Origin of the sequence: Micromonospora sp. NPDC049004, assembly GCF_040649315.1 — a bacterium.
GTDB lineage: Bacteria > Actinomycetota > Actinomycetes > Mycobacteriales > Micromonosporaceae > Micromonospora.
Genome location: NZ_JBEZFG010000005.1, coordinates 305957 through 324979 on the forward strand (window position 1 = coordinate 305957; position 19023 = coordinate 324979).

At 71.3% G+C, this 19023-nt stretch carries 15 protein-coding genes; 11 read left to right on the plus strand and 4 right to left on the minus strand.

Annotated features, from left to right (window positions below):
- Nucleotides 1-20: 20 nt before the first annotated feature.
- From AB0B97_RS17675 to AB0B97_RS17685, 3 genes are all read left to right on the plus strand, one after another.
- On the plus strand, nucleotides 21-1658 hold the full coding sequence (locus tag AB0B97_RS17675) for an ABC-F family ATP-binding cassette domain-containing protein (protein WP_357494633.1): 1638 nt from the start codon (nucleotides 21-23) through the stop codon (nucleotides 1656-1658).
- 38 nt (nucleotides 1659-1696) lie between these two features.
- Nucleotides 1697-2005, plus strand: coding sequence for a hypothetical protein (locus AB0B97_RS17680; RefSeq protein WP_234582398.1), 309 nt, complete (start codon nucleotides 1697-1699; stop codon nucleotides 2003-2005).
- A 221-nt stretch (nucleotides 2006-2226) separates the two neighbouring features.
- The gene (locus AB0B97_RS17685) at nucleotides 2227-2952 is read left to right on the plus strand and encodes a methyltransferase domain-containing protein (protein WP_357494635.1); all 726 of its coding nucleotides are present in this window, start codon (nucleotides 2227-2229) and stop codon (nucleotides 2950-2952) included.
- Nucleotides 2953-2982: 30 nt separating this feature from the next.
- Here AB0B97_RS17685 and AB0B97_RS17690 read toward each other — a convergent pair whose 3' ends face one another.
- Nucleotides 2983-3990, minus strand: a complete 1008-nt coding sequence (locus tag AB0B97_RS17690; RefSeq protein ID WP_357494637.1) for a LacI family DNA-binding transcriptional regulator — start codon at nucleotides 3988-3990, stop codon at nucleotides 2983-2985.
- A 146-nt stretch (nucleotides 3991-4136) separates the two neighbouring features.
- On the opposite strand from AB0B97_RS17690, the gene AB0B97_RS17695 reads away from it, so the two are divergent.
- From AB0B97_RS17695 to AB0B97_RS17715, 5 genes are read left to right on the plus strand one after another with little or no spacing between them, the layout of a single operon-like run.
- Entirely contained in the window at nucleotides 4137-5651 is a 1515-nt protein-coding gene (locus tag AB0B97_RS17695; protein WP_357494639.1) for an alpha-N-arabinofuranosidase, read from the plus strand.
- 60 nt (nucleotides 5652-5711) lie between these two features.
- Complete coding sequence (locus AB0B97_RS17700) at nucleotides 5712-7040, plus strand: ABC transporter substrate-binding protein (RefSeq protein ID WP_357494641.1); 1329 nt, start codon at nucleotides 5712-5714, stop codon at nucleotides 7038-7040.
- A gap of 6 nt (nucleotides 7041-7046) precedes the next feature.
- Nucleotides 7047-8012, plus strand: coding sequence for a sugar ABC transporter permease (locus AB0B97_RS17705; protein WP_357494643.1), 966 nt, complete (start codon nucleotides 7047-7049; stop codon nucleotides 8010-8012).
- 10 nt (nucleotides 8013-8022) lie between these two features.
- Nucleotides 8023-8880, plus strand: coding sequence for a carbohydrate ABC transporter permease (locus AB0B97_RS17710; RefSeq protein ID WP_357494645.1), 858 nt, complete (start codon nucleotides 8023-8025; stop codon nucleotides 8878-8880).
- Nucleotides 8877-9902, plus strand: a complete 1026-nt coding sequence (locus AB0B97_RS17715; protein WP_357494647.1) for a glycoside hydrolase family 43 protein — start codon at nucleotides 8877-8879, stop codon at nucleotides 9900-9902. Before AB0B97_RS17710 ends, AB0B97_RS17715 begins: the two co-directional genes overlap by 4 nt.
- Nucleotides 9903-9944: 42 nt before the next feature.
- Here AB0B97_RS17715 and AB0B97_RS17720 read toward each other — a convergent pair whose 3' ends face one another.
- Nucleotides 9945-11441: an amino acid permease gene (locus AB0B97_RS17720; protein ID WP_357494649.1), complete on the minus strand. Its 1497-nt coding sequence runs from the start codon at nucleotides 11439-11441 to the stop codon at nucleotides 9945-9947.
- A gap of 196 nt (nucleotides 11442-11637) precedes the next feature.
- Here AB0B97_RS17720 and AB0B97_RS17725 point away from each other — a divergent pair, with 196 nt between their 5' ends.
- Nucleotides 11638-13287 (plus strand): family 10 glycosylhydrolase, encoded by a 1650-nt coding sequence (locus AB0B97_RS17725; RefSeq protein WP_357494651.1) that lies wholly within the window; start codon nucleotides 11638-11640, stop codon nucleotides 13285-13287.
- A gap of 178 nt (nucleotides 13288-13465) precedes the next feature.
- The gene (locus AB0B97_RS17730) at nucleotides 13466-14002 is read left to right on the plus strand and encodes a phospholipase (protein ID WP_357494653.1); all 537 of its coding nucleotides are present in this window, start codon (nucleotides 13466-13468) and stop codon (nucleotides 14000-14002) included.
- Nucleotides 14003-14090: 88 nt separating this feature from the next.
- On the opposite strand, the gene AB0B97_RS17735 is transcribed toward AB0B97_RS17730, so the two are convergent.
- Nucleotides 14091-16937, minus strand: a complete 2847-nt coding sequence (locus AB0B97_RS17735) for an adenylate/guanylate cyclase domain-containing protein (RefSeq protein WP_357494655.1) — start codon at nucleotides 16935-16937, stop codon at nucleotides 14091-14093.
- 151 nt (nucleotides 16938-17088) lie between these two features.
- Nucleotides 17089-17301, minus strand: a complete 213-nt coding sequence (locus tag AB0B97_RS17740; RefSeq protein WP_234582386.1) for a zinc ribbon domain-containing protein — start codon at nucleotides 17299-17301, stop codon at nucleotides 17089-17091.
- 83 nt (nucleotides 17302-17384) lie between these two features.
- Between AB0B97_RS17740 and AB0B97_RS17745 the strand changes: the two genes are divergently transcribed.
- On the plus strand, nucleotides 17385-18962 hold the full coding sequence (locus tag AB0B97_RS17745) for a lytic murein transglycosylase (protein WP_357494657.1): 1578 nt from the start codon (nucleotides 17385-17387) through the stop codon (nucleotides 18960-18962).
- The last annotated feature ends 61 nt before the right edge of the window (nucleotides 18963-19023 follow it).

A 19023-nucleotide genomic window follows, 5' to 3' on the forward strand; every position in this document is an offset into this window, starting at 1 on the left:
CCGGATAGGCTGCCGTCCTGATGAGCGCCACGATGATCGTCAAGGACCTGGCCGCCGGGCACGGGGACCGCCCACTCTTCTCCGGGCTGGACCTGGTCGTCGCCCCGGGCGACGTGGTCGGCCTGGTCGGGCCGAACGGGGCCGGCAAGTCGACGCTGCTGCGTACCCTCGCCGGATTGTTGCCGGTCGAGGCCGGCAGCGTGCGACTCAGCCCGCCCACCGCGAGCGTCGGGCACCTGCCGCAGGAGCCGGAACGGCGGCCGGGCGAGACGGTACGCGACTTTTTGGCCCGCCGGACCGGGGTGACCGCCGCGCAGGCGGCGCTGGACGCGGCCACCGAGGCGCTGACCGCCGGGGCGGCGGGCAGCGACGACGCGTACGCCGACGCGTTGGAGCGCTGGCTCGCCCTCGGCGGCGCGGACCTGGACGAGCGCGCCGAGCAGGTTAGCGCCGACCTGGGCCTCGCGGTCGACCTGGACCACCCGACGACCGGGCTGTCCGGCGGTCAGGCGGCCCGCGCCGGGCTGGCGTCGCTGCTGCTGAGCCGGTACGACGTGTTCCTGCTCGACGAGCCGACCAACGACCTGGACCTGGCCGGCCTGGAGCGGCTGGAGGAGTTCGTCACCGGGTTGCGCGCCGGCACGGTGCTGGTCAGCCACGACCGGGAGTTCCTCACCCGCACGGTGACCCGGGTGCTGGAGCTGGACCTGCCGCAGCAGCAGGTCAATCACTTCGGCGGCGGCTACGCGGCCTACCTGGAGGAGCGCGAGGTGGCGCGGCGGCACGCCCGAGCCGACTTCGAGGAGTACGCCGACACGAAGGCCGGCCTGGAGGCGCGGGCCCGCACCCAGCGTGGCTGGATGGAGAAGGGCGTGAAGAACGCCCGCCGCAAGGCCACCGACAACGACAAGATCGGCCGTAAGTTCCGCAGCGAGTCGAGCGAGAAGCAGGCCGCCAAGGCCAAGCAGACCGAACGGCTGATCGAACGACTCGACGTGGTCGAGGAGCCCCGCAAGGAGTGGGAGCTGCGGATGGAGATCGCTGCCGCGCCCCGCGCCGGCGCCGTCGTGGCCACGCTGCGACATGCGGTGGTACGCCGGGGAGGCTTCACCCTCGGGCCGGTGGACCTCCAGATCGACTGGGCGGACCGGGTCGCGGTGACCGGGGCGAACGGTTCGGGCAAGTCGACCCTGCTGGCCGCGCTGCTCGGGCGGCTGCCGCTGGACGAGGGCACCGCCTCGCTCGGGCCGGGAGTGGTCATCGGCGAGGTGGACCAGGCTCGGGGGCTGTTCCTCGGTGACGCTCCGTTGATCGACGCGTTCCACGCGGCCGTACCGCACCTGACGCCGGCGGACGCGCGGACCCTGCTGGCCAAGTTCGGGCTGCGGGCGGCGCACGTGCCGCGGCCGGCGGCGACCCTCTCTCCCGGCGAGCGGACCCGAGCGGCGCTGGCCCTGCTCCAGGGGCGCGGGGTCAACCTGCTGGTGCTCGACGAGCCCACCAACCACCTCGACCTGCCCGCCATCGAACAGCTCGAATCGGCGCTGGCCAGCTACCCCGGCACGCTGCTGCTTGTCACCCACGACCGGCGGATGCTTGCCGCCATCGAGACGAACCGTCGGCTGCGGGTCGACGCCGGACGGATCGCCGAGGATTGATCCGTGCCGAAGGGCCGGGCCGGGGTGAGAATGACGCCATGCTCAAGTGGGAGTACGCCCTGCTGGTCCGCCGCCGCCAGGCGGCGACCAACGACCTCGGCTGGGAGGTCGTCTTCGTCTGGTACGGCCCGGACGGCTCGATGGTCGACGTGACGCCGTACGGCGACACCGCGTTGGCTCACCTGAACCGGGCCGGCGACCAGGGCTGGGAACTGGTCGCGATGAGCGAGGACCCGTCTCTGCCCGGCAACAACGAGTTGCACCGCTACCACCTGAAGCGGCCGAAGCCCGCCGCCCCGCAGCCCCGCCAGCGGATGCGCGGCAGCCGTCGCACCCTGTCCGGCTGACCGCCGTCGCGGACGCCTGGATCGGCGCGGCCCCACTCCGCGAGGCCACCCTCCGATGAGCGTGATGACTGGGCGGCATCTTGATGCCGCCCAGTCATCACCCTCGACCGGGAGGTGCCTCGGACGGCCGACACGCCAGCCGACAGCCGGGCAATCACGAAACGGTGGAAACGGGAATACCGGGCGCGTGGGCGGGTAACGCGCGGCGGGAGGTGGCCCGAATGGTCGCTTTGGCACAGACTCCGCCCTCGGCCGACCGGCTGCGGTTGATCGACGAATCCCTCGCGCAGGCGTGGGCGGACCAGGTCCGGCACGACGACCGACTGCGCGCTCTGGCGGTCGAGGTGCGCTTCGACCGGGGGGTCGCCCATCTCACCGGGGAGGTGGCCGAGCCCGCCGAGCTGCGGCTGGTCCGCGACCTGGTGGGGCGGCTGGCCGGCGTCTACGGCGTCTGGTGCCGCGTCGGCGTCGGTGGCCGGGAGCCGGTGGTGGTGGACCTGGGGTGCGGGCCGACCAAGCAGTGGTCGAGCAACCTGGGGTTGGACATCTACCCGGCGCCGGGGGTGGACGCGGTCGCGGATCTGTCCGGCTCGCTGCCGCTGGCGGACAAGTCGGTGGACGTCCTCTTCGCGGTGCACATCCTGGAGCACCTGATCGACTTCCTGCCGCTGGTGGACGAGTGCCACCGCGTACTGCGTCCGGGTGGCGTCCTGCACGTGATGAGCCCCTGGTGGGGGCACGTGAACGCGGTCGCCGACCCGACGCACGTCCGGCTGATGGACGTGCAGACGTTCAAGGGGATCTGCCAGCTCCGACCGCCGGGCACCCCGCGCTGGTATCCGCTGCACGCGGGCTGCGACGGCGCCTCGATCTTCGCCGACCTGACCCCCCTGCCTCCGGAGGCCGACCCGGCACCCCCGTCCCACCTGGCCCGCTTCTTCGACTGAGCACCGGCAGACGGCGAACCCGGTGCCGGATTACGGGGCCTGGGTGGACTCGCGGATCTCCAGGCGGTAGGGGGCGGAGAGCTCCTTCGCCGGGGCGGCGCGGTCGCCGTCCAGGCGGTGGGCCAGGAGTTCGACGGCCAGTTGGGCGATCCGCTCCTTGTCCGGAGCGACAGTGCTCAGGGTCGGGATCGAGAACCTGCCGTCCTCGATGTCGTCGAAGCCGACCACCGCCACGTCCCCGGGCACCCGCAGGCCGGCCTCGTGCAGGGCACGCAGGGCGCCCAGGGCGAGCGTGTCGTTGAAGCAGAAGACGGCGTCGGGGCGTACACCGGCGGTGAGCAGGCCGCGCATCGCGGCCGCGCCGTCGGCGCGGTGCCAGGCCGGCGCGGGCGCCACGAGGGTTTCGTCGTAGGGCAGGCCGGCGGCGCGCAACGCCTCGGCGTAGCCGGCCAGGCGCAGGCGGGCGCTGGCGCCCTCGTCGGTGCGCTGCGAGCCGATGGCCGCGATCCGACGGTGGCCGAGCTTGATCAGGTGGTCGGTGATCTCGCGGGCGGCGGTCACGTTGTCGATCACCACGCGGTCGGCGGGGCCGTGGTCGACGCGCTCGCCGAGCAGCACCATCGGGGTGCCGTCCAGGCCGGCCAGGTCCTCGGCGGTCAGCGCCAGCGGGCTGAAGATCAGCCCGTCGATCAGGTGGTCGGTGATGCCGGAGGCGACCACCCGCTCCTGCTCGCGCCGGCCGCCGGTCTGGTCGATGAGCACCGTCCAGCCGTAGTCGGCGGCGGCGGTGACCACATAGCGGGCGAGTTCCGCGAAGTACGGGATGTCCAGTTCCGGCACCGCCAGGGCGATCACCCCGGTACGCCCCTTGCGCAGGTGACGGGCGGAGAGGTTGGGCCGGTAGTTCAGTTCGGCGATGGCCTCCTCGACCCGGGCCCGGGTGTCCGGACGTACGTGCACGTAGCCGTTCACCACGTTGGAGACGGTCTTCACCGAGACGCCCGCCCGTTCGGCCACGTCCTTGAGCCTGTGTCGCACGCCGCAACCTCCCCGATGTAACCCAGCGCACCATACCTCGTCAGCAGCTCTTTACAACGTTGCCTACAACGTTGTAGAAACGAGGGACGCCGGGTGGGCGGTGACTGCGGTCACCCGGTTCCGGCACTGAGGAAAGGTGGCATCCCTTGCGGACCGCGCAGCTGACGATCGACCCGGCCTTCAAGATCGGGCCGGCCGACCGACGTCTCTTCGGCTCGTTCGTCGAGCACATGGGGCGGTGCGTCTACGGCGGCATCTACGAGCCCGGCCACCCCGACGCCGACTCCCGCGGCCTGCGCCGCGACGTGCTGGACCTGACCCGTGAGCTGGGCGTCTCGGTGGTCCGCTACCCGGGCGGCAACTTCGTCTCCGGCTACCGCTGGGAGGACGGCGTCGGCCCGGTCGGTGACCGGCCGCGCCGGCTCGACCTGGCGTGGAAGACGATCGAGACCAACGCGTTCGGGCTGGACGAGTTCATGACCTGGGCCGCCGAGGCCGGCGTCGAGCCGATGATGGCGGTCAACCTGGGCACCCGCGGCGTCCAGGAGGCGCTCGACCTGCTGGAGTACGCGAACCACCCGGGCGGCACCGAGCTGTCCGACCTGCGCCGCAAGCACGGCGCGGAGGACCCGTACGGCGTGCGGTTGTGGTGCCTGGGCAACGAGATGGACGGCCCGTGGCAGGTCGGCCACAAGACCGCCGACGAGTACGGGCGGCTGGCCGCCGAGGCGGCCCGCGCGATGAAGATGATCGACCCGTCGATCAGCCTGGTCGCCTGCGGCAGCTCCAACCGGCGGATGCCCACGTTCGCCGCGTGGGAGGCGACAGTGCTGGAGCACACCTACGAGCACGTCGACTACATCTCGGCGCACACCTACTACGACCCGTCCGACGGCGACCAGGCGAGCATCCTGGCGTCGGCCGTCGACATGGACAACTTCATCACCGAGGTCGTGGCGACCGCCGACCACGTGGCCGCCAGGCAGCGGCAGAAGCGCAAGCTGAAGATCTCGTTCGACGAGTGGAACGTCTGGTACGAGTCCCGCCTCCAGGCCGACCTGGACCGGCGTGGCTGGGTCGAGGCGCCCGCGCTGATCGAGGACGACTTCACTGCGGTGGACGCGGTGGTGGTCGGTGACCTGCTGATCACCCTGCTCCGGCACGCCGACCGGGTCGGGGTCGCCGCCCAGGCCCAGTTGGCCAACGTGATCGCGCCGATCCGCACCCGCAACGGCGGCCCCGCCTGGCGGCAGAGCATCTTCCACCCGTTCGCGCTGACCGCCCGGTACGCCCGGGGCACCGTGCTGCGCACCGAGCCGGTGTCGCCGCGCTACGACACGAAGAAGTACGGGGACGTCCCGGTGCTCGACACGGTCGCCGTGCACGACGAGGAGACCGGCGAGCTGACCGTCTTCGCGACGAACCGTGACACGACGGACCTCGCATTGGACATCGACCTGCGCGGCCTGCCCGGACTGTCCGGTTACTCCTTCCAGAGCATCGCCGCCGGGTCCGACCCGTCGGCGACGAACACCGAGGCCGAGCCCGACCGGGTGACGCCGCGGGAACTGCCCACCCCCACCCCCGACGGCGGCCGGTGCACTGTGCGTCTGCCCGCCGTGTCGTGGAGCGTGCTGCGCTTCGGCCCGACCGGCGTCTGATGTCGTACCGGTTCTGAGCAGGCACAATTCATCCCGTCCCCCTCCAAGGAGAGATACAGCATGATCCAGAACGACATGAGCCGGCGACGCCTGCTCGGCCTCGGTCTCGGAATCGGTGCCGCGGCCTCGCTGACCCTCGCCGGCTGCGGCGGCGGCGACAGCACCTCCGGGCCGGCCGCCGGTAACGGCGGCAAGGAGTACACCGGCCCGAAGGTCGACCTGAAGCTGTGGAACGGGTTCACCGGCGGCGACGGCGACATCTTCAAGGCGCTGGTCAACCAGTTCAACACCGAGCACAAGAACATCGCGGTGTCGGTGGCCACGTACCAGTGGGAGGACTACTACAACAAGCTCCCGGGTGCGGCCTCCAGCGGCAACGGTCCGGACATCGCGGTCATGCACATGGACCAGCTCGCCACCTTCGCCGCTCGTGGCGTGATCACCGAGCTGGACGACGTGGCCAAGAACCTGGAGCTCTCCGAGGGCGACTTCGCCCCGACCGTCTGGAAGGGCGGGATCTACAACAACAAGCGGTACGGCATCCCACTGGACATGCACCCGCTGGGCTTCTACTACAACAAGGCCGTCATGCAGAAGGCCGGCCTCGACCCGAACAAGCCGCCGGCGACGAAGGACGACTACACGGCGGCCCTGGCCGAGCTGAAGAAGGCCGGAGTGCAGGGCTTCTGGGTCAGCCCGTTCCAGTTCACCGGCGGCATGACGTTCTACTCCCTGCTCAACCAGTGGGGCGCCACCCTCTTCGACGCCGAGGTCGCCAAGGCGACGTTCAACACCGACCCGGCGGTCGAGGCGTGCACCTGGCTGGTCGACATGATCAAGCAGGGCTACTCGCCGGCCAACGTCGGGCAGGACGCCGACTACCTGGCGTTCAAGAGCGGCAAGAACGCCTTCACCTGGAACGGCATCTGGCAGATCAACGACCTCAAGAAGAGCCCCGAGGTCCAGTGGGGTGTCGCCCCGCTCCCCCAGATCGGCAGCAAGCCGTCCGCCTGGGCCAACTCGCACAACTTCACCATCGTGAAGCAGCGGGCCAACGACGCCAACAAGGTCTCCGGGGCGAAGGTCTTCATCAACTGGCTGAGCCAGCACTCGCTGGACTGGGCCAAGGGCGGGCAGATCCCGGCCCGCAAGGAGGTCCGCGAGGGCGCCGAGTTCAAGGCGCTGCCGGAGATCTCGTCGCTCGCCCCCGAGCTGGAGTACGCGGCCTTCCCGCCGGCGGCACCGGGCCTGGGCGAGGTCATGACGACCTTCTACAACTCGTTCAACGAGGCCGCGCTGGGCAAGAAGTCGCCCAAGCAGGCGCTCGACGACGGCGTGTCCAAGGCCAACAAGCAGCTCGAGGACAACCGCAAGAAGTACGGGAGCTGATAACCCGTGGCGGACGTGATCGAGGTCGGGGCGGCGCGCGGTGACGCGCCGCCCCCGGCGGCCAACGCAGTCCGCCGGGGCGCCTCGGCGGGCCGGACCGGACGGGCGACGCCATACCTGTTCCTCGCCCCGTACCTGGTCCTGTTCGGGGTCTTCGGCCTGCTGCCGATCATCCTCGGCCTCTGGCTGAGCGTGCACCAGTGGGACTTCCAGCTGCCCAACCGACCCTTCGTCGGGTTGGACAACTACACGGAGCTGTTCTCCAGCGACTCCGCCGTCTACGGCGACTGGTGGGAGAGCGTCCGGGCCACCGCGATCTTCACGGTGCTGTCGGTGCCGCTGCTGGTGGTCGTACCGCTGGGGTTGGCTCTGCTGTTGAACCGCTCCTTCCCGGGCCGCACCTTCTTCCGGGCGATCTACTTCGCCCCGTACGTGCTGGGCGTGGCGGTGATCGGCCTGCTCTGGCGGTTCCTGCTCGACGCCAACCTGGGCCTGGTCAACCGGCTCCTCGGAGTCGTCGGCCTGCCGTCGGACACCCCGTGGGTGACCAACATGCCGTGGGCGTGGATCTCGCTGGTCGGGGTGACCGTCTGGTGGACCTCCGGCTTCAACGCGGTGATCTACCTGGCCGGTCTGCAGGACATCTCGCCGGAGCTGTACGAGGCGGCCCGGATGGACGGTGCCAACGCGTGGCAGCGGTTCCGCAACGTGACACTGCCCGGACTGCGGCCGGTGCTGCTCTTCGTGATCACCACGACGGTGCTCGCCTCGGCGAACATGTTCGGTCAGTCGTTCCTGATCACCCAGGGAGCGCCGGGCACGGAGACCCGCACGGTGGTGTGGTTCATCGTCGAGGAGGGCCTGCGGGACAACGACGCCGGTCGCGCCGCCGCGATGAGCATCGTGTTCGCCCTGCTGCTGGCAGTCGTGAGCATCGCCAACTTCCGCCTCTTCCGCTACCGGGAAGACTGAGGGGACCGCCATGACGACGCCCACGCCGACCACCAACGGCTCCGCCCCCGGGCTGCGCCGGGTCGTCTTCTACGCCACCCTGGTCGCGCTTACCCTGATCTTCCTGACCCCGCTGGTGTGGATGGTCATCACCTCGCTGAAGACCTACACCGCCGCCCAACAGATCCCGCCGAGCTGGCTGCCGGACCCCCTCGCCGGGTACGGCTACGAGCAGATCATCAACAACTCGGCGAACCCGGTGCTGCGCTGGTTCCTCAACAGCATGGTGGCGGCCACGCTGCACTCGCTGCTGGTGCTGGTGACGGCCTCGATGGCCGCGTACTCCCTGGCCCGGCTGCGGTTCCGTGGACGCGGGGTGACCTTCGCGCTGATCGTCGGGACGCTGTTCATCCCGCCGACCTCGCTGATCATCCCGAACTTCCTGATCGTCGACCAGCTCAACTGGATCGACACCCTCGCCGTGGTGGTGGTGCCCGGCGCGGCCAGCGCGTTCGGGGTGTTCTTCCTGCGGCAGTTCTTCCTCTCGCTGCCGAACGAGCTGGAGGAGGCCGCTACCCTCGACGGCGCCAACCAGTGGCAGATCTTCGTCAGGGTGGTGCTGCCGCTGTCCAAGCCGGCGCTGGCCACCCTGGCCGTGCTGTCGTTCCTGACCAACTGGAACGACTTCCTGTGGCCGATCTTCGTGCTGTTCAGCCCGGAGAAGTTGACGCTCCCGCCGGGCCTGGGCCTGCTCCAGGGCTCGTACGTCACCGACTACCCGGTGATCATGGCGGGCGCGGTGCTGGCCAGCCTGCCGGTGCTGATCCTCTTCGTGCTCGCGCAGCGGCACATCATCCAGGGCGTCTCCCGCAGCGGCCTCAAGGGATGACGCGCTCGACCGCCCGGCGACGCGGCGCGGCGGCGATCACTCTCGCCGCCGCGCTGCTCGTCACGGGCTGTTCCGACGGCGACGAGACCACCTACACGAGCAACGGGAGTGGCCCGAGGATGTTCACCAACCCGGTCGTCAGCACCGACGCCCCGGACCCGCAGGCGATCCAGGTGGGCGACACCTGGTACCTGTTCCACACCAACTCGCAGGGCCGCAACGTCCCGGTGCGCACCTCGTCGAACCTGGTCGACTGGACCGAGGCGGAGGACGCCCTGCCGACGCTGCCGGACTGGGCGGACCCCGGCAAGACCTGGGCGCCGGAGGCGATCCAGCTGGCACCGGATCGGTTCCTGCTCTACTACACGGTCGCCGGCCGGGAATCCGGCCGGCAGTGCGTCGGGCGGGCGGTGGCCAGCGCGCCGCAGGGGCCGTACGCCGACGAGGCGACAGGCCCGCTGATCTGCCAGGCCGACCTGGGCGGGGCGATCGACGCCAGCCCGTACCGGGACACCGACGGCAGTCTCTGGCTGCTGTGGAAGAACGACGGCAACGCGATCGGGGTGGACACCTGGATCTGGTCGCAGCGCCTCGCCGACGACGGCCTGACCCTCGTCGGCGAGCCAACGAAGCTGCTCAAGCAGACCGAACCGTGGGAGGGCACCCTGATCGAGGGGCCGTTCTTCCACCGCCAGGACGGTCGGCTGCTCCTGTTCTTCGCCGCCAACGCCTACGACCGGGCCGAGTACGCCGAGGGCTACGCGGTCTGCGAGGGCCCGACCGGCCCGTGCGTGAAGGCAGCCGAGAACCCGATCCTGAAGAGCAACGAGGCCGCCTCCGGCCCGGGCCACGCCTCGATGGTGGTCAAGGACGGCCGCACCTGGCTGCTGTACCACGCCTGGCCTCCGGGCCAGGAGGGCAGCACCGACCCCGGCCGTCAGGTGTGGCTCGACGAGGTGACCTGGGTCGACGGCAAGCCTGTCGTCAAGGGTCCGACGGCCACGCCGCAGACCCGCCCCTGAGCTGACGAGTGCGGAGGGGCGCTCGGCCCCTCCGCACATCGGTCAGGCGCTCGGTTCGCGTGGCGTCGGGGCGACCGCCGGTTCGTGCTGGGCCAGCCGGTTGCGGCGGTAGCCGTAGCCGAAGTAGATGATGCCGCCGAGCAGCATCCAGGCCAGGAACCGCAGCCACGTCTCCACCGACAGGTTAAGCATCAGGTAGAAGCAGGCCAGCGCCGAGACGACCGGCAGCACCGGGGAGAACGGCACCCGGAACGGCCGCTCCAGGTCGGGGCGCTTGCGGCGCAGGATCGGCACCGCGATCGAGACCAGCACGAACGCGCAGAGCGCGCCGATGCTGACCAGGTCGGCAAGCGCGGACAGCGGCAGGAAGCCGGCCAGCAACGCGACCGCCACCGTCATGATCGCCGAGATCCGGTACGGGGTGCCCCAGCGCGGGTGCACTGCCGCGATCGAGGGCGGGATCAGGCCGTCCCGGGCGATGGCGAAGCCGATCCGGCCCATCGCCACCAGGTCGACCAGGATGACGCTGGTCAGGCCGGCGACCGCGGCGATGGAGACGAGCGTCGCCGCCCAGCCGGCACCCACCGACTCGAACGCCGAGGCGATCGGGGCACCCCGGTCGATCTCGGTATAGGGCACCATCCCGACGACCACAAGCGAGACGCCGATGTAGAGCACTGTGGAGATCAGCAGCGTGCCGAGCAGGCCCAGGGTGAGGTCCCGCTTGGGCTTGCGCGTCTCCTCGCCCAGGTTGGCGACGGCCTCGAAGCCGGTGTACGCGAAGAAGACCACCGCGGCGGCGCTGAGCACCCCGACGAAGCCGAAGACCGACGGCTCCAACCCGAAGAGCGCCTGCGTGACAGGCTGCTTGATGCCGTCGTCACCGCTGCCGGCGGGCTCGGCCGGCGGGATGAACGGGCTGAGGTTGGCCGCCTTGACGAAGAACAGGCCGGCGACCACCACGAACACGCAGATCGCCACCTTGACCAGCACCAGCAGGTTGGTGACCCGGGCGGACTCCCGGATGCCGACGATCGCCACGACGCCGAGGATCAGCACGATGGCGATCGCGCCGATGTTGACAATGCTGCCCTCCTCACCGAACCACCGGGTCGGCAGGTCGAGCAGCTCGGCGAGGTAGCCGGACCAGCCGCGGGCCACCACCGCCGCGCCGAGCGCGAACTCCAGCAGCAGGTCCCACCCGATGATCCAGGCGACGATCTCGCCCATCGTGGCGTACGCGTAGGTGTAGGCGCTGCCGGCGGTCGGCACGCTGGAGGCCAGCTCGGCGTAGCAGAGGGCGGCGAGCAGGGCGACCACGCCGGCGATGGCGAAGGAGATCACCACGCCCGGACCGGCGCTGTCGCGGGCCTCGATCCCGGTGAGCGTGAAGATGCCCGTGCCGATCACGATGCCGATGCCGAAGCCGGTGAGGTCGACAGCGCCGAGCCGCCGCTTGAGCCCGAGCTGGCCGTCGCTGCCGTCGGCGTCGCCCTGGGCTATGACGTCCTTGATTGGTTTGGTTCGCAGCACGGACATGCGCTCACCCCTCCCCACCGCGCGGCCACCACCGCAGCGGCCGGTGACCGCCGTGCTACCCAGCCGGAGGAATGGTCAACCACGAATACTTGCGGTGGCGACGCGATTGTGAAAATTTCCTTCTGTACGCAGATAGGCAGCGGCGAATCTTGCCGCACCCACAGTGCACGGGAGCCCCAATGAAGGGACATACCGCATGAAAGCAACCCGACTCGCAGCCGCCGGTCTGGCCGCGGTTCTGCTCGGCTCACTCGCCGCCGCCACCCCCGCGAACGCCACCACCACCCCCACCACCCCGACCTGCGTCACCAACCCGGCCACCCCCAAGCGACAGTTCCGGGCGATGTGGATCTCGTCGGTGGTCAACATCGACTGGCCCAGCAAGGCGTCCCAGACCAGCCCGGACCGGGTCGCCGCCCAGCAGGCCGAATACCGGGAACTGCTCGACCTCGCCGAACGGTTGAACCACAACGCCGTAGTGGTGCAGGTCCGACCGACCGCCGACGCGCTCTGGCCCTCGCCGTACGAGCCGTGGTCGGAGTACCTGACCGGCGTACGTGGCCAGGACCCGGACTGGGACCCACTGGCCTTCCTGGTCGCCGAGTCGCACAAGCGCAACCTGGAGTTCCACGCCTGGTTCAACCCGTACCGCGTCTCCATGCCGGCCCCCGGCGGCGCCGGCGCCGACCTCAGCCAGCTCGCGCCCGGCCACCCGGCCCGGCAGCACCCGGACTGGACCTTCGCCTACCCGCCGGCCGGCGTGGCCGGCAGCCGGCTCTACTACAACCCCGGCATCCCCGAGGTCCGCGAGTTCGTCCAGACCGCGATGATGGACGCGGTCAAGCGGTACGACATCGACGGCGTGCACTTCGACGACTACTTCTACCCCTACCCCAGCGGCACCTACCAGGTGCCCGACGACGCCACCTTCGCGGCGTACAACCGGGGCTTCACGGACCGGGCGGACTGGCGGCGGGACAACATCAACCTGCTGATCCAGGAGATGAACGGCAAGATCAAGGCGGCGAAGCCGTGGGTGAAGTTCGGCGTCAGCCCGTTCGGCATCTGGCGCAACGCCAGCGCCGACCCGCTCGGCTCGGACACCACCGGCAGCCAGTCGTACGACATCATCTCCGCCGACACCCGCAAGTGGGTCAAGCAGGAGTGGATCGACTACGTGGTGCCGCAGCTCTACTGGTACATCGGCCAGTACCCGGCAGCCGACTACGCGCGGCTGGTCCCGTGGTGGGCCGAGACCGTGCGCGGCACCCGGGTCCAGCTCTACATCGGCCAGGCCGACTACAAGAGCGGCGATCCGGCGTACGGGCCGTACTGGCAGAACCCGCGTGAGCTGTCCGACCACCTCACGCTCAACCGGTCGTACCCCGAGGTGCAGGGCAACGTGCACTTCTCGGCCGTCCAGGTGCGGGCCAACCGGCTCGGCGCCACCGACATCTACGCGGCCGAGCACTACTCCCGCCCGGCCCTCGTGCCGGCCATGCCACACCTGCCGGCGAAGCCGTTGCTCCTCCCGGTGGTCACCAGGGTCGCCCGGGAAGCCGACGGGGTGCGGCTGACCTGGCGCCAGCCCGCCGACGGCGTGGGCCCGCTGGGCACGGCCACGTCGTACGCGATCTACCGCTTCGACGGCACCACCCTGCCCGGGCGGTGCGCCACGGCGGACGCCACGCACCTCGTCGACACCGTCCGGGCCACCCCCGGCGGCGTCCAGTCCTGGGTGGACACGACGGCCGAGCCCGGCCACCGGTACACCTACCGGGTGACGGCGCTGGACCGTACCGCCAACGAGAGCCCGGCCAGCCCGCCGGCGTTCCTGCTGCACTGACCCGTTCCGCGGAATGCCCCGGGTGCCTCGCGCACCCGGGGCATTCGTCTGTTTGAACGTATGTCACCAATAGTTGGCGGCGCACATACCGCCCAGTTGATCAGCTGATCGACACTCATCGACATCCGGTAACCCGCCGGTAACTTCCGTCCCACCGCTCACCCCGCGGAGGTAAACCGTGCCCCGACGTCTCGCCACCCTGTTCGCCTCGGGCGCGCTCGCGCTGCTCGCCACCCTCGCCGTCGCCTCCCCCGCCGCCGCCGTCACCCCCGCGGAGCGACTGTCCGTGCTGTCGAGCTGGACCCAGACCAGCGCGTCCAGCTACAACTCCTGGAACAGCGCCCGCGTCAACCGGGCCCCCTGGAACGAGTACAACTTCGACTGGTCCACCGACTACTGCTCGTCCAGCCCGGACAACCCGCTCGGGTTCACCTTCAACCTGAGCTGCTACCGGCACGACTTCGGCTACCGCAACTACAAGGCGGTCGGCCAGTTCTCCACCAACAAGTCCCGCCTGGACAACGCCTTCTACGCGGACCTGAAGCGGGTCTGCGTCACGTACAACACTGTCGTCCGCCCGGCCTGCTACAGCCTGGCCTGGACGTACTACCAGGCGGTGCACATCTTCGGCTCGGTGGCAGCCGTCCAGCAGGCCGACATCGACCGAGCCGCCCGCATGAAGGCCCAAGCCGAGGCCAAGGCCGCAACCCGCTAACCCCACCCCACCCGTCGCGTTGATCATGAAGTTGTTGCCCGTCCGCCCGGCGTGTCGCGGCAACAACTTCATGGTCAACGGTGGGAGGTCAGGCCCGTTCCGTTCGGGTTGCCGGATGGTGGCGGTTGGGGTCCGCCGGGTGCGGGGCCGGCGCGTGTTGGGACAGGTCGGTGCTGAAGCGGGTCGAATCCGCCGCCAGGTCCGGGTGTTCCACGTCCAGCGCCAGCGCCACGGCCTCGTCCAGGCCCATCTCGGCGCCCTCCCCGTACGCGTCGTCGAACGCCGCGTCGCCCGCCATCGCCCGCAGCTCCGCCTGCTGGTCGGCCCAGTAGCCGCCGTAGATGCCCGGTGTCGCTCGCATGCTCGCCCGGGTGGCCTGGGCCGCCCCGAACAGCCGGGCGGCCGTCAACCGGTCGCCACCGAGAGCGCAACGCACCGCGATCGCGTTGAGCGTGTCGCAGGCCCGGCCGTGGTAGCCGTGCCCCATCCGTGAGCGCAACGCCACCAGCAGGTGCTCGTGCGCGGCGATCACGTCGCCCCGGGCCAGCGCGACCATCCCGAGCAGCATGTCCACCGAACGCCGGCCCCGCTCGACCGGCCGGGCGGCCTCCACCGGACGCGCCGCTCCCAGCAGCTCCGCCGCCTCCTCCAGCGCGCCGCGCCGCCACAGCAGCTCGGCCAGGCTGAACACGGCGAACAGCGCCTCGCCGACCACGTCCTGCCCGTGGGCCCAGTCGATGACCTCCCGACAGACCCGCTCGGCCTCGAAGAACTGGCCCATGTCCACCAACGGCGCGGCCCGGCCGGCGAGCACCCGGGCCAGCAGCCCGGCGTCGCCGGCCTGCCGGGCGGCCGCCTCCGCCCGCTGCGAGTAGCGCAGCTCCTCCGCGAACTCGCCGTCGGCGCCGGCGTGCAGGGAATGCATGTGGTACGCCGCCGCCAGCTCCGCTTCCGGGATCCGCTCGCCGGTCTCGGCGATCCGTCCGTACAGCCGGAAAAGCCAGAGCCGGCCCTCCCGGGCCAGCCCGCGCTCGCGCCACCACTGGTCCAGTCCACCGGCCAGGCGGAGACCGGCACGGGCGCTGCCGCCGGTGGCACACCAGCGCAACGCGGACCGCAGCTCGTCGGCCAGCGGGTCGAGGGTGTAGAGCGACAACGTCACCGGCCGGCCGTCCGGCCCCAGGTGGGCCCGCTCCAGCGCGTGCGCCGACCAGGCCACGTGCCGGTCCCGGGCAGCCTGCTCCTCACCCGCCTCGGCCAGCCGTCGCGCCGCGTACGCCCGAATCGGGTCGAGCATCCGGTACGAACTGCCGGCGGCGCGCGGCTCGGCCAACACCATCGACTTGTCGACCAGCACCGACAGTGGATCCAGCGGGTCGTCGCCGAGCAGCCACTCCACCGTCGGCAGATCCACCGGCCCCGCGAAGACCGCCAGCCAGCGCAACAGCCGCGCGGCCCGGGGCCCCAACGTGCGGTACGACCAGGTGACGGTCGCCTGCATGGTCAGATGTCGTTCGGTGGCCGAACGCTGCACGGCCCTGCTCGCCGGGGTGGGCGGCGGTGTCCCGATCGCCGCTGCCACGAGGTCCACGGTGTCCTGTTGGTTGCCGGACCAGCCCCGCTCCACCGGCGGCGGATCCGGATCCTCCCGGCCGGCGTCCAACGTGCCGAGGACGTCGTCCAACCGCTCGGCCAGCTGACCCACCGAGAGCACCCGCAGCCGGGCGGCCGCCAACTCGATGGCGAGTGGCAGCCCGTCCAGCCGCTGCACCACCCGCCGCAGGTCGGCCGACTCGGACGGATCGGGCCGCCGACCGCCACGGGCCGCCGCCGTACGGTCCAGCAGCAGCGCGACCGCGTCGCTCTCCACGCCGTCCGGACGGGGATCGACCGAGAGCGGCGGGATCCGCCAGACCACCTCGCCGGGCAGGCTGAACGACTCGCGGCTGGTCGCCACCACCCGCACCCCGCCCCCGCCGGAGAGCAGCCGTGAGATGACCTCGCCGCAGGCGGCCGGTTGTGTGTCGCAGGTGTCCAGCACGACAAGCATCCGGCGGGCGGCCGCGTACTCGACGAGGGTGTCCAGCATCGGGCGGCCCGGCTCGGGCCGCAGCCCGAGCACCGCGGCGATGGCGAACGCCACCAACCCCGGGTCGGTCACCGCGGCGATGTCGACGAACCAGACCCCGTCCGGGTACGCCTCGACGACGCTACCGGCCAACTCCACGGCGAGCCGGGTCTTCCCCGCGCCACCCGCGCCCAGCACGGTGACCAGTCGGTGCCGCTCGACCAACCGGCCCAGCTCGGCCCGCTCAACCTCCCGCCCGACGAACGAGGTCACCTGGGTCGGCAGGTTGTGCGCCACCGCGTCGGCGGTGCGGGGGCGGGGGAACTGCCGTTCCAGGCCGGGCGCGACCAGTTGGAACAGCCGCTCCCGGTCGTCGAAGCCACGCAACCGGTGCAGGCCCAGGTCCAGCAGGGTGGCGCCCGGGGGCAGCGGATCGGCCCGACGGGCGGTGGACGCCGAACAGAGCACCTGACCGCCGTGCGCGGCGGCGGCCACCCGGGCGGCCCGGTGCACCTCGGGGCTCGCGTACTCGCCGTCGCGGGGCTCGGCGTAACCGGTGTGCAAGCCCATCCGCACCCGGGGCGCGGCCTCCTCGGTGGGCCAGTCGTGGCTCGCCAACGCCCGCTGGGCGGTCAGGCAGGCGGTCAGCGCCGCCGCCGCGTCGTCGAAGGCCAGGAAGAACGAGTCGCCCTCGGTCAGCAGCTCCGCGCCACCGGTGGCGGCCAGGGTGCGGCGCAGCAACCGGCGGTGCTCGGCGAGCACCGGGCGGTAGTCCGCGCCGAGCAGTTGAGCCAGCCGGGTCGAGCCCTCGATGTCGGTGAACACGAAGGTCACCCAACCGCTCGGGAGCTGGATCCGTGGCGACATGCGTGGAACCTCCGCCCGTGACGTCGGGTTCATGCTGCCTGACTCCGAGCGGTCACGCATCGTGAGAACGGCCGGGCACGTGCCGCCTCAAGGTGCCACTCGAACCCGCTCCCGGCAAGGCCAGCCACCGGCCGGCCACCGGAACGCCAGCTCAGCAGCCGCAGGCACCACCGCAACAGCCACCGCCACCAGCGGGAGCTTGCGCGCCACCAGCGCCCCGACCGGTGACCGACACCGCCGAGAGCAGCTTGACCGTGTCGGCATGACCCTGCGGGCAGGTGGCCGGGGCGCCGGCCTCCGCCATCGGACGGTTGACCTCGAAAGTGTCGCCGCATGCGCGGCAGCGGAACTCGTACCGGGGCATGGCGATCAGGGTACGTGGGCCTGACGCTCGCCGGGGACATGAGTGATACTCGACGGGTGGTGGACGGCGAGGACAAAACGCGTGTGCAACCGCTTCGGCCGGCCGCGCCGCTGGACGGGCCGCTGGCCGAGTCGGGCGCCGCACCGGATCCGGCGCCCGCAGCCGTGCCCCGCCCCCGCCGGCCCTGGCTTCGCGGCGGCACGACCGACGCGAAGGCCAAGACTCCCGCGACGTCCGTGACCACCGACGCACCCCTTTCCCCGAACGTCGATACCCCGACCGGTGACCAGTTGGGGGCCACCGCCACCGGCGACCTCGCCCCCGCGAAGCCCTCTTCGGACACCACCGACCCCGACGCCCCAACCGCAGCCGCCGCCGGCAGCGCCGAAGCCGGCCGCGCCGGCGCGGAGGCCGACGACGCGAAGGCCGAGAGCCCGACGCGCGACGACGCCGAGGGCGACACCGCGAAGGCCGACAGCATCGGAGCCCCGAAGACCGACAACCCGCGAGCGGACACCGCGGAGGCCGAGAGCGCGAAGGTCGACGGCGCGAAGACCGACACCGCGAAGACCGACGACGCGAAGACCGACACCGCGAAGACCGACGGCGCGAAGGTCGACACCGCGACAGCGGCGGGCGCGACAGCCACCGACGTGACGGCGACCAAGGTGGACGGTGTCGCCGTGGTGCCGGTGCCCGAACGTGGCCGTCGGCGGCGGGTGCCGTTCGCGCACGCCGTACGGGTGCCACCGCCACGTCAGGCCGCGGTGACCGCCGCCCGGGCGACCCGCGCCTGGGCCCGCCGGCCCAGCGGACGACTCACGGTCCCGGGAGTCTTCCTGCTGGTCCTGGTGGCCGCGACCGCCGCGGCGGGGGCGTTGCTCGTCCCGGCGACCATCCGGGGATCCCGACCGGTGGCCGACGTCACGGCCGCGCCGACCGTGGCCCTGCCGCCGGCGGTGCCCCTCGACCCGCTGCCCACCGGTCCCCTGCCCACCGGGCCGATGCCGACCGCGCCGCTCCCCACCGGAGCGTTCCCCAGCGGCGGCATGCCGACCGGGCCGGCCGTCGGTCCGACGGCCGGCGGCCGTCCCTCGGACTCCCTGGCCGCCTGGGCGCAACAGGTCGCCGCCAAGGTCAACATTCCCGCGACCGCGGTGCAGGCGTACGGGTACGCCGAGGTGATGCTCGCCCAGACCAACCGCAGCTGCGCGCTGAGCTGGACGACGTTGGCCGCGATCGGCCAGGTCGAGTCCGGGCACGGCTCGGCCAACGGCGCGCGGTTGGGGGCGGACGGCAAGGCGCTGCCCCAGATCATCGGGCTGCCGTTGGACGGGAACGGCGGCCGGATGCGGATCATCGACACCGACCGCGGCGTCCTCGACAAGGACAGCACGTTCGACCGCGCGATCGGGCCGATGCAGTTCATCCCGACGACCTGGCAGGAGATCGGCGCGGACGCCGACCAGGATGGCGTCAAGGACCCGCACGACCTGGATGACGCCGCTCTGGCGGCCGGCAACTACCTGTGCAAGGGCGGCCGCAACCTCAGCATCCCGGGCGACTGGTGGAACGCGATCCTGTCGTACAACGACGTGCGCCAGTACGCCAAGGCCGTCTACGACACCGCTGACCGGTACGGACGGGCCAGCCGCACGTGATGTGATCGTCCGCGTACATTGGAGAACTGGACACTTCCCCCGAGCAGCCGTTAGCGGCAAG